The organism is Coprococcus sp. AF16-22 (assembly GCF_003461545.1).
Classification (GTDB): domain Bacteria; phylum Bacillota; class Clostridia; order Lachnospirales; family Lachnospiraceae; genus Coprococcus; species Coprococcus aceti.
Genome location: NZ_QTXH01000001.1, coordinates 425,691 through 440,793, shown reverse-complemented (window position 1 = coordinate 440,793; position 15,103 = coordinate 425,691). Strand labels below are relative to the sequence as shown.

Sequence of the window (15,103 nt, the reverse complement as noted above, 5' to 3'; positions counted from 1 at the left end):
TTACAATGGCGGTGGACAAGAAGACAAGGTTTGAGCTTGAGGAGCAGAAGAAGATCGCAGATGAAGTGAGAGAGGCATTTGACGAGAATTCCACGAAGCTCAGAAAGAGCTACAGTGCGGATGCGCAGAAGCTTCTTAAGGAGATGGATAATTACTATGGAGATGTAAAAGAGTCAACGATCGGCAAGAGACTTGAGACATTTCTTGAGAATGAAAAGAATGTTCCTTCGGAATTCTTCAGGAACGAGCTGAAGCATTTGCCGGGGTGGGTGCCAGATCATCTGATGGAAGATTTCTACACTTCTATAGACAGCATAATCAAGTGGCAGACAAGCCAGTATTATTACAGAAGAACCATGCGTACGAAGAGGTATGGGGCATTTCTTGACAGATATTTCAGGATCATGAATGAATATCACTCCATGGGGATATACGGATGCGACATAGTATCTCTCTACAAGGAGAAATTACCGCAGGATATATTGTGCTATTACAGGGATGGCAACAGCAATGGGTATAGAATAGTATCTGAATATTGGATACAGGCGGAGCTCGACAGGGGAAATGCAGAGCTTGAGGAAGTGCTCATGGACATCATGTTCGGTGAGAGTGCGCAGACAAGGCTCACGACTAATATCCTCAGGGGAATATATATGAGCTCCAACACAAGACTCCATGAGGCTGTAGGCAAGCTGCTCGTTGCGGCAAAGCTTCAGGAGGGACTCAGGCAGGCGATATGTGAGAATATGGATTATGGAACGGCAGGTGCATTTATGACCCTGTTCCATGTGATAAAGGAGAATGATCTTCTGAGATTCTCATCTGTCATGAGGGCTGTAGCCACCTGGACAGGACTTGTGACTGACGAGGAGAGCAAGCTTGACCGTATACAGAAGAAACAGCTGCTTCTTATAGATACATATCTGAATGATGAAAATGCAAGGCGTGAAGCTTTATCCGGCGAGGATGCCATGCAGATCTATCTTGCGCTGTGGAGCTATGGTTTCTTTGATGTGGACGAGGCATGCCATGTGATGAACAAGCTGGCGCTTGATGGCAGCAGACACCAAAGACTGGTATTTGGCACGTATATCAGGGCAATGAGTCTGGGAAAGGTGTACACACACAGCGTTGCAAAGGAATTTATCAAGAGATTCCCAGACGAGATGGACACCATGGCGGTCATCATGCCAAGCTTTATGTCGGATTACCAGCCTTATATGAATAGTCTCATATATAAAGACGGCAGATCGTACAACAATGAACTTAAGAAAATGACATTTGCCGAGGTGGACAAATATTTTGACAGCAGGAAAGAATGTCATGAGATGTACGATATCCTCATGGGCATACTTGAGCGCATGCCGAAGAAAAGGCTTGAGTTTGATCCGTGTGTATTTCCATGGAATGCCGAATATCTGGACAGATCCGCAATCATCATGAGACTTGCGGTCTGCGCAAGCGCTCTAAAGGATGAGGACAAGATCACTTACATAGCGGAGATGGTTCCTGAGATAGATTCCGCAAGGTATAGCAGAGATGCGCTTTTGCTTCTGCTTGTAAGGCAGCCGGCAAATGACAGACAGCGTGCCATACTGGTGGATGCGGTTGCCGACAAGGAGACATATACCAGAAACAAGGCGGCGATGATCGTTAAGGATATGAAGCTTTCGCCGGAGAATTATGTACAGCTTGAGAATATGCTCAAGTACAAGAAGTCAGACATAAGGGAGACTGTACTGTCTATATTATATAAGCTTGATGGTGATGACATGGATGATCTCATCGGAAGACTTCTCGCAGATTCCAAGGAGGAGAAGAGAACAGCGGGACTTGACCTGCTGCTCCAGCTCAAAAATGATGAGAACAGGCAGAAACTTTTTGCAGATTGTGTTGGTCATATAGACGCTATGCAGAGGGAGTCTGCGAATGGAAGATCCAGTGTTACAACTAAGGAGCAGATTCTTATACGTGAGATTAAAAATGTTGGCACAGACCGGGCTGGTGCAGATGAGGGGTATGGACTTTATGATGTAAATGCGGACTATGAGCCGGTATTTGACAAGAGTTATCTGGCTGAGTGCCTTGAGCTGTACAAAAAGTATTTCCCTGAAAGCGGGATTGCAAATGATAATGTGTGCAGGACTGCCAAGAGCGAGGGTGCATTTGCAAAACTCAAATCAAAGATTGTGCCTAAAAAGAAAGACACGACATCTGATTCAGAAGTTATAAATATATTAAGAAAATTTGATGCATTTGTGGATGAGCACAAAAATGATGAGTATGAGATGGCTGACGGAGAGATCGGCCTGCTTGGTGAGGCAGGTGGGAACATATATGTGAGCTGTGACAAGGTGGCATGTGAGGAATTGTGGGTAGATTTCTACGAGAAAAATATTCAGACTCCGTATATGTGCATGCAGCTATACGTGTATCTGAATGGCTACAACAGTGACAAACAGGATTTCAAGAAGTACTGCGAGAGTTTTATGGCGGATATGTTTGGAAATATATATATAGAAGAATGTCCGGCATTCGGATATCTTGCCATTGTCAGAGCTGTAATAGGATTCCTGTATAGAAGATATGTGATGGATAGTGACAAGATGAGACTTGCCGTTGTGGCAGCAGACTATCTGCTTGGAAGAAACGATGAGCTCATATATACATTTGGCGGGAATAAAGGTGGCAGCAGTATATCTGGTGATGATTCAAAGGTATATCACAGAAGTGTGCTCACAAATGAGCAGATCATGATAATAACAAGGTGGCTTGCAATCGATGGTGACAGCGATATATTGGACGTAAAAGAGGATTCTGACGAGGCAAGGCAGAATGAAGAGAATTTCAGGCATTTGTTCCCATACAACTATGCCCTTGCAAAGTGTCATAACTTTAATATACCTTCAGACGTTGTAAATGATAGAAATTCATATTACTGGATACACACAGGAAGTGTCATGCCGGTTCCTGGTCTCCTGAACTATATTGCCGCATACAGTCGTGGCATTATATCCAGGGATTATATGTACAAGATGGCATTTGAGGGGAATTCCCTGGATAGGAGCCTCAAATGTGTATCTGACGTGATGCGTTTTATAACGGAGCGCAACAGGAAGGTGCAGACCAGAGGCTATGAGTGGGGATATACTGAGCGTGAAAGGCTGAGAAGTGTGCGGCAGATACTTCTTCACAGTCCGGAAGGAGAGTTCTCAGAGACGGACGAGAAAAGGCTGGATATAGCTAAGAAGCTGTACACTGATATGTCAGAGCTTGTGCTTTCTGCAGAGCTCACAAGGGGAGACACGGAGACAGAATTCTCTCCATATATATATGGGCTTACAAGAATATTCGGAGCGGAGTATTTTGTCAGGATACTGTCAGCCCTAGGCAAGGAGACGTTGGAGAGATCAACGTATTTCAATACCGGTTATTACTATAATCGTCAGAAGGTCAGCAAGAAGAACAGTATGTCTCATCTTCTTCAGGCGTGTGTGCCTGATGCAAATGACAGTGCGGAGACTTTGAAGGCCTATCTTACAGGTACGGATATAAGTGATGCCAGGCTTATAGAGGCGGCTATGTATTCTCCAGAGTGGATAGATATAGTTGGAGAGTATCTTGGATGGGATGGATTTACTGCGGGATGCTATTACTTTATGGCGCACATGAACGAGTCATTTGATGACAAGAGAAAGGCTATGATAGCGAGATTTACACCGCTTGAGGTGGATGAGCTGAACGACGGCGCATTTGACAGGACGTGGTTTACCGAAGTCTATGAAAGGTTGGGTGACAAACGTTTCCAGCTCATATACAAGGCGGCGAAATACATTTCGGACGGTGCAAAGCATACCAGGGCGAGAAAATACGCGGATGCGGCACTTGGCAAATATGATGAGCCCGAGCTGATGGCTGAGATCGAGGCAAAGAGAAACAAAGATCTGCTCATGGCGGTGGGAATCCTGCCGATAGAGAATGAGGAGCAGATAAAGGACAGATACATGTTCCTTCAGAAGTTCAAGAAGGAGAGCAGGCAGTTCGGAGCACAGAGGAGAGCCAGCGAGGCGGCAGCAGTTTCTACAGCTATGCGCAATATGGCGATCAATGCCGGATATCAGGACGTGACGAGACTTACCCTACGTATGGAAAGCCTTGTGGTTCAGGGCATGACAGAATATTTTCAGCCGCATGAGGTCGGAGAAGTGACCGTATGGCTTGAGATGGAGAACGGCGGCAAATGCGCTGTCATCTGTGAGAAGAACGGCAAACAGTTAAAGTCCGTTCCGGCAAAGATCAAGAAGGATGAGTATGTATTGGCTCTGATGGATGCCAAGAAGCAGATGGCGGAGCAGTCAAGGCGTACAAAGGCGATGCTTGAGGATGCGATGGAGAGTCAGGAGGAATACACCTGGGCTGAGATCAGGGGCATGCTGGAGAATCCTGTTATACATGACATGGTAGCTGCGCTGGTGTTCAAGGTGGCGGAGCCGGATGGCGTGAAGGCAGAGCTTGATAATGCGGCTGGCAGTATTATGTCAGGGGCAAATGAACTTTATGATAGCAAGAATGTTGTGCTGGGATTTGCGACTGAGGATGGATTGAATGTGTTTGGTGAAAATATAAAGCTGTCAGATGACACAAAGCTCACAGTTGCACATCCATTTCACATGTACAAGACTGGCAAATGGCATGATATACAGAAGTATGTATTTGACAACAAGATCGTTCAGCCGTTCAAGCAGGTGTTCAGAGAACTCTACGTGAAGACCGAAGAGGAAATGAACATGGAACATTCCCTCAGATACGCGGGCAATCAGATCCAGCCGAAGAAGACACTTGGCTGCCTGAAATCAAGACACTGGGTAGCTGATATAGAGGATGGACTTCAGAAGGTGTACTACAAGGAGAATATAGTGGCGCAGATCTACGCTCTTGCAGACTGGTTTTCACCTGCGGATATAGAATCTCCGACACTTGAATGGGTGGTATTTTCGGATAGAAAGACAGGAAAGAATATGAGAATCAAGGATATCCCAGATATCATATTCTCTGAGGTCATGAGGGATGTGGACATGGCTGTTTCCGTGGCGCATGCAGGAGGCGTGGATCCTGAGACCTCACACTCAACTGTTGAGATGCGAAAGGCGATAGCAGAATTCACCATGCCGCTTTTCAGGCTGACAAATGTTACATTTACAAAGAACCATGCAGTGATAGAGGGCAAGCGCGCCAATTATACAGTCCATCTTGGAAGTGGAGTGGTACATCAGGAGGCAGGTCCTATGATAAATGTACTTCCTGTACACTCACAGAGGAGGGGCAGAATATTCCTGCCATTTGTGGATGATGATCCAAAGACATCGGAGGTGCTCACGAAGATACTGTTCTTTGCCGAGGACAATAAGATCAAGGATCCATATATACTGGAGCAGATCGAGGCGTAATGTCAGCATAATGATAAGATGGTCTTGCCATGCTGTCGTATCGGATTATGTGTCTGAGGCGTAATGTTAGCATAATGATAAGATGATGGTTCAGAATGTATATTGTCAGTTGTTTACATGGTATGTATAGAGGTGGATATAGTGACTGGAAAAAGTTTTATTTCAAAATTAAAGTCAAAACACAAGGGGAACGCAAAACTGTTCCCTTATGACGAGGCAAAGCATGAGGCTGTCATCAGATGTTCTATCTGCACCGGAGAACAGGTAGCTGGATTCAGGAGCAGAGAGGACGGGAACTTTGTGGGTGTGATGGTGATACAGTCGGAGAAGGATCTGGAGAATTTTAAGAGACTTTACCGGGTGGATGATGTGAAGAAGATATATTGAATACAGTTTGTAAAACTATCGCTGTAGCGATATAACAAACATACAGGGTTTTGTGTTGTAAGACGGAGGATTTGCTACAAATATAAATATAATTCACTTTGTCAAGAAAAAACACTTGACAACCCACCCTGCCTGTATTAGAATAGCCCATGGTAAAGCAAAAACACTTTACATGCAAGTGCGTTACGGAGAGTTTGTTATGGAGAAGATAGTCAGACAGTCTATGTTATATGATTTTTATGGTGAGCTGCTCACAGAGCATCAGAAGAGCGTGTACGAGGATGTTGTGAACAATGACATGTCTTACTCAGAGATAGCGAGACTCAACAACATAAGCAGACAGGGCGTATATGATATGGTAAGGCGCTGTGACAAGATTCTCGAGGAGTATGAGGAGAAGCTTATGCTGGTACATAAGTTCATGAAGGCACAGGAACAGGTTCAGAAGATCAAGGAATGTGCGGATGAGCTCAAGGCGATGAACTCGGATGAACGGCTTGCGGGCAGAATTGAAGATATAGTGAATTATTCAGATAAGATACTCGAAGATTTCTGATGATAGATAATATCAGAAGGGAGAATGTCTATGGCATTTGACAGTTTATCAGATAAACTGCAGAACGTTTTTAAGAAGCTGAGAAGCAAGGGCGTACTTACTGAGGATGATGTCAAGGAGGCTATGAAGGAAGTCAAGAGAGCACTTCTCGAGGCGGATGTCAACTTCAAGGTCGTAAAGTCATTTGTCAAGTCGGTGAGTGACAGAGCTGTAGGAGAGGAAGTCCTCAAGGGTCTGAATCCTGGACACATGGTCATCAAGATCGTAAAGGAAGAGATGGATAAGCTCATGGGCTCTGAGATGACAGAGATCAAGCTCAGACCATCCAATGAGATCACGATCATCATGATGTGTGGACTTCAGGGAGCAGGTAAGACCACCACGGCGGCAAAGCTTGCATATCAGTTCAAGAACAAAGGCAAGAAGCCACTTCTTGTGGCATGTGATGTATATAGACCGGCGGCTATCAAGCAGCTGCAGGTGAATGGTGAGAAGGTTGGAGTTCCTGTGTTTGCCATGGGAGACAACAACAAGCCACTGGATATTGCGAAGGCGGCTGTACAGCATGCAGCCAAGAACAATATCAATCTGGTGTTCCTTGACACCGCAGGACGTCTTCATGTTGATGAGGACATGATGAACGAGCTTGCAGAGATAAAGGAGAATCTGGACATTGCCTACACCATACTGACTGTGGATTCCATGACAGGTCAGGATGCAGTCAATGTAGCGACAACGTTCAATGACAAGATAGGTATAGATGGTGTCATCCTCACAAAGCTGGATGGTGATACCAGAGGCGGTGCCGCACTGTCGATCAAGGCAGTAACGGGCAAGCCAATCCTGTACTCAGGTATGGGAGAGAAGCTTACCGATCTGGAGCCATTTTACCCGGATCGTATGGCGAGCCGAATCCTCGGAATGGGTGATGTAGAGTCACTTATTGAGAAAGCCCAGTCGGCCATCGACGAGGAGAAGGCCAAAGAGATGGAACAGAAGTTCCGCAAAGCAAGTTTTGATTTCAACGATTTTCTTGATCAGATGGCTCAGCTCGAGCAGATGGGCGGCATGCAGGAGATCCTTTCGATGATGCCTGGCATGGCAAGTCAGATGAAGAATGTTGAGATAGATGAGAACGCTGCTAAAACACCAAAAGCAATCGTTCTGTCCATGACACCTAGAGAGCGTTCACTCCAGGATCCGATATCGCCGTCAAGAAAGAAGCGTATCGCAGATGGAGCAGGTGTCCAGATAGCAGATGTGAATCGCTTCCTTAAACAGTTTGAACAGTCTAAGAAGATGATGAAGCAGATGTCAGGCATGATGGGCGGAAAGAGAAGACGCGGTGGTTTTAAAATGCCTTTTGGCTTAAGATAATTAATATTTAGGAGGAACAAGAACAATGGCAGTAAAGATTAGATTAAGAAGAATGGGTTATAAGAAGCATCCTTTCTACAGAGTGATCGTAGCAGATTCAAGATCACCAAGAGATGGTAGATTCATCGAGGAGATCGGAACATATGATCCTAACCAGGAGCCATCAGTAGTAAAGATTGACGAGGAGGCTGCTAAGAGGTGGTTAGCTACTGGAGCACAGCCAACTGAGTCAGTTGCAAAGTTATTAAAGCAGGCAGGTATCGAGAAGTAATTTTACGGATGTATCAGCTTTTCTATGAAAAGCTGATATGCAGCGCCAGCCATCGACGAAGTCGATTTTGCATGGCTGGTGTTCCATTTGGGAGGTATAGAGATGAAAGATTTAGTAGAAATCATTGCAAAGTCCCTAGTAGATCATCCTGAGCAGATAGCTGTAACCGAGACTGAAGAAGACGGCATAATAAAGATAGACCTTACTGTCGCACCAGAGGACATGGGTAAGGTAATCGGCAAGCAGGGCAGAATAGCCAAATCCATCCGTACAGTTGTCAAGGCAGCTGCTTCAAAGGGTGATAAGAAGGTTGTCGTTGATATTAAGTAGAACTGCATAGGCAGGATAAGTGGTATTTCTTAATCTTCATATGACAGAGGATTTATTACCGAGTTAAGAGGGGGAGTTTATACTCCCCCTTATATTATATATGAGTTATATATAGGAGATAGAATGGAACACAACACAGAAGACAGACTCAGAGTAGGAGTGATAACCTCAAGCCATGGTATAAAGGGCGAGGTTAAGGTATATCCGACAACGGATGACAATGATCGTTTCAAGACCTTGAAGAAGTGCTATCTGTCAAATGGCAGAGAGACTTTGGCGGTCAATTGTACATCTTGCAAATTTTTGAAAAATATGGTTATTCTAAAGTTCAAAGAATACGATAACATAAATGATATAGAGCGTTTTAAGAACTATGACATACTTGTTGACAGGGAGGATGCAGTCTCTCTCATGGATGGAGAGTTCTTCATCTGTGATGTCCTTGACGCTGATGTATATGATCAGAATGACGAGCACATAGGAATCCTTGACGACGTGCTGGAGACTCCGGCAAATGATGTATTTGTCGTTAAGAAGGATGATGGCAGCGAGATCCTTATACCTGTAGTACCGGATTTCGTGTTCGATGTTGACACAGAGAATAAGAAGGTCAAGGTCAGAACATTTGAGATGGTAGAAGCAGATGATTCAGATGACGAGGATTGATCGCATACAGACGTTTGGTGAGATGATGAACATATACTAGGAGCGGACTATGAATTTTTATATTTTGACACTTTTCCCCGAGATGGTTATGAAAGGACTTTCAACGAGTATCACGGGAAGGGCCATAGAGTCGGGAAAACTTCATATAGAAGCTATAAATATAAGAGATTACACCCAGGATAAACACAATCATGTGGATGATTACCCATATGGGGGAGGTGCAGGCATGGTCATGCAGGCGCAGCCTGTGTATGATGCATACACGGCACTGGTGGAGAAGCTTGGCAGAAAACCATGGGTCATATATATGACTCCGCAGGGAAGAACCTTCAATCAGGGTATTGCACAGGAGCTCTCGGAGAAGGAGGACATAGTTCTTCTGTGTGGCCATTACGAGGGAATAGATGAGAGGGTCCTTGAGATGATAGTCGATGACTATATGTCCATAGGCGATTTTGTGCTGACTGGCGGAGAACTTCCAGCCATGGCTATCGTGGATGCTGTATCCAGACTTGTTCCAGGTGTGCTGAACAATGAGGACAGTGCTGAGATAGAGACATTTTATAACAATCTGCTTGAGTATCCGCAGTACACCAGACCTCCTGAATTCATGGGGAAGAAGGTTCCGGATGTACTGCTTTCGGGCAACCATAAGCTCATAAATGAGTGGCGACTTGAACAGTCTATCACCAGGACGAAGGAGCACAGGCCGGACATGTACGAGAAGTATATGATCGAGAATCCTCCTAAGGAGAAAAAGAAACGAAGAAAATAGCAGGTTGCCACCTGTGGTCTTAAGGTGGTATACTAAGAGATGGCAGAATTCGAGGTTATTCGAATTCTGCCATAACCTTGTGGAGACGCGACTGCAGGGCATACACAAATACAAGGAAGAACAAGGAGACAAAAGATTATGAAACGCAGATTACTTATGACTATGATGGCTATGGTTCTTGCATTCTCATTTACAGGATGTGGAAACAAGAAGGCAGACGAGACGACGGCAACCACAGAGGCTGCATCAGAGGTGAAGGATGAGTTCATCAAGTTTGTTGGAACAGATATCCCTAAGATGGATACAGAGGAAACGGAGATCATGAAGAAGTTCAACTCATATTTTGCTGAGGGAACTGCTGTTGATACAGATGCTCTGCTCAAGGATTTGACAGACAATCTGCTTCCAGATTATAAGACATTTCTTGACAACGTACAGGCTATAGAAGTCAAGACCGACGAGGTGAAGGCGCTCAAGGATCAGTATTATGATGCCATGAATGCACAGTATGAGGCTATGCAGAAGGTTGAGGCTGCTGTCAAGGATAAGAACAAGGACATCCAGACAGAGGCACAGAAGCTTCTCTCAGACGCCCAGAGCAAGTATACAGCATACAATGACGCGGTATATGCACTTGCCCAGAAGGAGAATGTAACGTTGAACGGCGAGATAGCAACAACTGCAACCAGTGAGGCAGGAAGCACAACAGAGGCCAACACAGAGGCTATAGATCCAAGCGAGGCCATGACAGATGAGGTTGAGACAACAGAGGCAGCGCAGTAGTATTTAAGATATAGAAGAATATTTTGAAAAGCAGTGGATACATGAGTGTGTTCACTGCTTTTTTGCTGTGGTATACTGTAAAAAATATGCTCAGTTCACATTTTTTACAAATATCAATGTTATATTGAGATAAATTGGATATTATTCTATATGTGGAGGTACGATATGGATTCAATAAAGGTTCTTATGGTTGATGATGAGAGCAGAATGAGGAAGCTTGTCAAGGACTTCCTCACAAGAGAGGGGTATATGGTTCTTGAGGCCGGAGATGGTGAACAGGCCCTGGATATATTCATGAATGACAAGAATATATCTCTTGTAATACTTGATGTCATGATGCCTAAGATGGACGGATGGGAGACTCTTAAGGAGATAAGAAAGTTCTCACAGGTTCCGGTTATCATGCTTACCGCGAAGGCAGATGAGCGCGATGAGCTCCAGGGCTTTGATCTGGGAGTAGATGAGTACATAACGAAGCCGTTCAGTCCCAAGATACTTGTTGCCAGAGTTGCAGCGATACTCAGAAGAACAACGGATGCCGCTTCAGATGAGAAGCTTGTAGCCGGAGGTATTGAGATGGATCTGTCGGCTCATGTGGTGACTATAGATGGCAAGCCTATTGAACTCAGCTTCAAGGAGTTCGAGCTGCTGCAGTATTTTATCATGAATAAAGGTGTGGCACTGTCGAGAGAGAAGATACTTAACAATGTGTGGAATTATGATTACTTTGGCGATGCCAGAACCATAGATACTCATGTCAAGAAGCTCAGAAGCAAGATGGGCGATAAGGGCGAATATATCAAGACCATATGGGGAATGGGCTATAAATTTGAGGTGGAGTGATGACCGGATCAAAGAGAACTTCTATCAGAACAAAGATAACTTTATCGCTTGCGGCGACTATACTATTTATGGTTGTCATGTCGTGTGCCATAACCATGCTTTTTATCAAGAAGTATTTCTATCACGGCATGGAACAGATGCTGCTGGATACATACAATTCCTGCAATGAACTGTTCGGCCGGGATGAGGATATAGACAGTAAAGAGCTGGCAAATGATGTGATCAATCAGTCAGGTGCGATGATATTTATCTTCGACAGCGTGAATATGCATGTGTACACGACGGTGAACGAGGAGGCTGCGGTATATAACAACCTGTCATTTATAGCGGACTACTTCAATTACAGTGGTGGCAAAAATCCGGATAATCCGAAGATAAAGAGAAAGCAGATTGAAAAGACAGATAAATATGATATACAGATCACAAATGATAAAAATACCGGAAACAGCTATTATGACGTGGTAGGATTTCTTGACAATGGTTTTGTGGTTGTAATCAGAAAACCAATCTCCAGCGTAGACTCAACGATAATTATATCACTAAAGTTTTTCTTTTTTGTATTCTCGGTTGTTGCGATACTTGGATTTGCCGTGATCTATTTTATCAGCAATGCGGTTGCAAAGCCGATAAAGAATCTTGCGTTGGTTGCCAATCGTATGGCACAGCTTGATCTCGATGTGAAGGTGGATCACGCATCCAACGATGAGATTGGTGAGCTGGCGGACAGTATGAACGAGATGTCATATCAGCTGAGAAACACGCTGACAGAGCTTCAACAGGCAAATGCTAAGCTGCAGACGGATATTGATGAGAAGGTACAGATAGATGAGATGAGGAAGGAGTTCCTGTCCCATGTGTCCCATGAACTCAAGACTCCTATAGCTCTCATACAGGGATACGCCGAGGGCCTTAAAGACAATGTTATAGAGGATGATGAGAGCAAGGAGTTTTACTGCGATGTCATTCTGGACGAAGCTGGCAAGATGAATAAGCTTGTCAGACAGTTACTTGATCTGAATGAGCTTGAATTTGGGGTGGACAGGGTTCATCCTGTGGTATTCGATATAGATGCACTCATAAAGAATGTAGTGGATTCATCATCCATTCTGGTGGAGCAGAACCATGCGGAAGTTGAGCTGGCGGATGAGCTGAATGATGTGTGCAACGTATATGCAGATGAGTTCATGATAGAGCAGGTATTCACCAATTATTTTACAAATGCACTTCATTACTGCAACGATGGAGGCAAGGTCAGAGTGTGGACTGCGAATAAGGACTATGATCAGCCGAGGAGGACTGAGGATGGACTCGTCACAGGCAACTTGAGAGTATTTGTATATGATGAGGGACCAAACATTCCTGACGATGAGCTTGATAAGGTATTCATTAAGTTCTACAAGGTGGACAAGGCGAGGACGAGAGAGTATGGTGGAAGCGGTATTGGACTTTCTATAGTTGCGGCGTCCATGGCGGCTCACAACAAGAACTATGGTGTTTACAATGTGGAGAATGGAGTGGTATTCTACTTCGACCTTGATATCATACAGCAGGATGATGGCGAACCGGAAATGATACCGGAGAATAGCGCAGATAACACGTCAGAACAATAAATACTTTGCAAGAAGGAAACTTTTAGGCTATAATTCTAAGGGTTTCCTTTTTCTGTTGGATTCTGGCATCTGCAAATATATTTATAAAATGGGAGAAGATTATGTCATACAGTGCAAAAAACATTGAGGTGTTAAAGGGCCTTGAGCCGGTAAGACTGAGACCGGGAATGTACATCGGCAACACAGGGCGAAGCGGACTGAACCACCTCATACAGGAGCTTATAGACAACTCGGTGGATGAGCATCTGGCGGGGTATTGCAACAATATATGGGTGAGCATCAACGAGGATGGCTCGGCAACCGTGTCTGACGATGGACGAGGCGTTCCTGTCGATATACATGAGCAGGAGGGAATTCCTGCGGAGCGTGTTGTATACACAGTATTGCATGCAGGTGGTAAGTTTAACAGCTCCACCTACAAGATAAGCGGCGGACTTCACGGAGTAGGTTCTGCAGTTGTAAATGCACTGTCTAACAAGCTTATAGTAGATGTTGCCAGGGATGGCTATCTCTATCACGATACATACGAGAAGGGAATACCGACAACTGAACTTGTTGACGGTATGCTTCCAAAGACAAAACTCAAGGAAAAGAGAACAGGTACAACTGTGACACTCTATCCTGATGATACAATATTTGAGACAGTAAAGTTCAAGGCGGACGCCATCAAGCAGAGGATCAAGGAGACAGCATATCTGAATCCGAATCTTACGATCACATTCCAGAACAAGAGGGATGGCGAGGAGCCTATAGTGTTCCATCAGCCAGGGGGACTTGCAGCATTTGTTGAGGATATATCCCAGGGACTCACACATACATCACCGGTTGTCGCCATATCGGGTGAGAAGGACGGAATCGCCGCAGATATCGTATTTCTGATGACGGAGGACGGTGAGGAGAATATCATAGGATTTACCAACAATATCACGAATCCTGAAGGTGGAACCCATGTGACAGGATTCAAGTCAGCATTTGCCAAGCTTATCAATAATTATGCGAGAAATGAGCTTGGAACTCTGAAAGAGAAGGATTCCAATCTGACAGGTGCAGACATAAGATCTGGCATGCAGGCTATCATATCCGTGAAGCATCCGGATCCTCAGTTTGAGGGACAGACAAAGACAAAGCTTTCAAATACGGACGTGTCAAAGGCCGTTGACGATATCGTGAAGGAACAGCTCACAGTTTATTTTGACAGAAATTATGATGTGCTGAAGGATATAGTGGACAGGGCGGTGGCTCTCTCCAAGAGAAAGGCGCTTGAGAAGTCCAAGATCAATATAAACAAGTTTTCATTTGAGGGAAATGGCAAGCTTGCAAAGCAGGAGTCCTCAGATTCGTCTAAATGCGAGATATTCATAGTCGAGGGAGATTCGGCGGGAGGTTCAGCCAAGACCGCGAGAAACAGAAAGTATCAGGCAATACTTCCACTTAGAGGTAAGATACTCAACGTGGAGAAGAAGCCTGTTGCAAAGGTGCTTGAGAATGCCGAGATCAAAGCGCTCATCAATGCGTTTGGCTGTGGCTTCATGCAGGGCTACGGCAATGATTTCGATATAAGCAAGCTGAATTACGACAAGATAATCATCATGACGGATGCCGATGTGGACGGTGCCCACATAGCGACACTTCTGCTTACATTCTTCTATAGATTTTATCCTGACCTTATCAGCGAGGGACATATATACATAGCTATTCCGCCTCTCTACAGAGTTGGCGAGGGCAAGAACATCAAATATCTGTACTCAGATGATGAGCTTGCAAAGTACAGAAAGACACACACGAACAAGTTCACGATCCAGAGATACAAGGGACTCGGTGAGATGGATGCAGACCAGCTCTATGAGACGACCATGAACCCTGAGACAAGACTTTTAAAGCAGGTATCAGTGAACAGCCGTGTTGAGGCAAATCAGCTCACACAGACGCTCATGGGAACTGAGGTTGCGCCTAGAAGAGAGTACATAGAGACACACAGTGCGGATGCGGTGCTGGATATATAAAAGTTATATTGGAGAATACTTAGCAGCGCGTTTTCACAGTTTGTATTATGAAAGG

Annotated in this window: 12 protein-coding genes; all 12 read left to right on the top strand. The window is 44.7% G+C overall.

What is annotated here, in order from left to right:
* Positions 1 to 5 precede the first annotated feature (5 nt).
* Positions 6 to 5,447 (top strand): DUF4132 domain-containing protein, encoded by a 5,442-nt coding sequence (locus DWW60_RS01955; RefSeq protein WP_117874258.1) that lies wholly within the window; start codon positions 6 to 8, stop codon positions 5,445 to 5,447.
* Between the two features lie 141 nt (positions 5,448 to 5,588).
* A complete protein-coding gene (locus DWW60_RS01950; protein ID WP_243002897.1) occupies positions 5,589 to 5,834 on the top strand; it encodes an aspartate dehydrogenase in 246 nt (81 codons plus the stop codon).
* A gap of 199 nt (positions 5,835 to 6,033) precedes the next feature.
* Positions 6,034 to 6,390, top strand: coding sequence for a YlxM family DNA-binding protein (gene ylxM, locus DWW60_RS01945; protein ID WP_022059475.1), 357 nt, complete (start codon positions 6,034 to 6,036; stop codon positions 6,388 to 6,390).
* 30 nt (positions 6,391 to 6,420) lie between these two features.
* A complete protein-coding gene (gene ffh / locus DWW60_RS01940; protein WP_015534850.1) occupies positions 6,421 to 7,767 on the top strand; it encodes a signal recognition particle protein in 1,347 nt (448 codons plus the stop codon).
* 25 nt (positions 7,768 to 7,792) lie between these two features.
* Complete coding sequence (rpsP, locus tag DWW60_RS01935) at positions 7,793 to 8,038, top strand: 30S ribosomal protein S16 (protein ID WP_117874257.1); 246 nt, start codon at positions 7,793 to 7,795, stop codon at positions 8,036 to 8,038.
* A gap of 102 nt (positions 8,039 to 8,140) precedes the next feature.
* Positions 8,141 to 8,368 carry a KH domain-containing protein gene (locus DWW60_RS01930; RefSeq protein WP_004851223.1) on the top strand — a complete coding sequence of 76 codons (228 nt, stop codon included), beginning with the start codon at positions 8,141 to 8,143 and terminating at the stop codon, positions 8,366 to 8,368.
* 123 nt (positions 8,369 to 8,491) lie between these two features.
* Positions 8,492 to 9,034: a ribosome maturation factor RimM gene (gene rimM / locus DWW60_RS01925; protein ID WP_055273474.1), complete on the top strand. Its 543-nt coding sequence runs from the start codon at positions 8,492 to 8,494 to the stop codon at positions 9,032 to 9,034.
* Between the two features lie 49 nt (positions 9,035 to 9,083).
* Positions 9,084 to 9,809: a tRNA (guanosine(37)-N1)-methyltransferase TrmD gene (gene trmD, locus DWW60_RS01920; RefSeq protein WP_055273472.1), complete on the top strand. Its 726-nt coding sequence runs from the start codon at positions 9,084 to 9,086 to the stop codon at positions 9,807 to 9,809.
* A 138-nt stretch (positions 9,810 to 9,947) separates the two neighbouring features.
* Positions 9,948 to 10,592, top strand: coding sequence for a hypothetical protein (locus tag DWW60_RS01915; protein ID WP_055273470.1), 645 nt, complete (start codon positions 9,948 to 9,950; stop codon positions 10,590 to 10,592).
* 165 nt (positions 10,593 to 10,757) lie between these two features.
* On the top strand, positions 10,758 to 11,435 hold the full coding sequence (locus tag DWW60_RS01910; protein WP_117874256.1) for a response regulator transcription factor: 678 nt from the start codon (positions 10,758 to 10,760) through the stop codon (positions 11,433 to 11,435).
* The gene (locus DWW60_RS01905; RefSeq protein ID WP_117874255.1) at positions 11,435 to 13,045 is read left to right on the top strand and encodes a sensor histidine kinase; all 1,611 of its coding nucleotides are present in this window, start codon (positions 11,435 to 11,437) and stop codon (positions 13,043 to 13,045) included. Before DWW60_RS01910 ends, DWW60_RS01905 begins: the two co-directional genes overlap by 1 nt.
* Before the next feature lie 101 nt (positions 13,046 to 13,146).
* Entirely contained in the window at positions 13,147 to 15,048 is a 1,902-nt protein-coding gene (locus tag DWW60_RS01900) for a DNA gyrase/topoisomerase IV subunit B (RefSeq protein ID WP_055273466.1), read from the top strand.
* Positions 15,049 to 15,103: the final 55 nt, after the last annotated feature.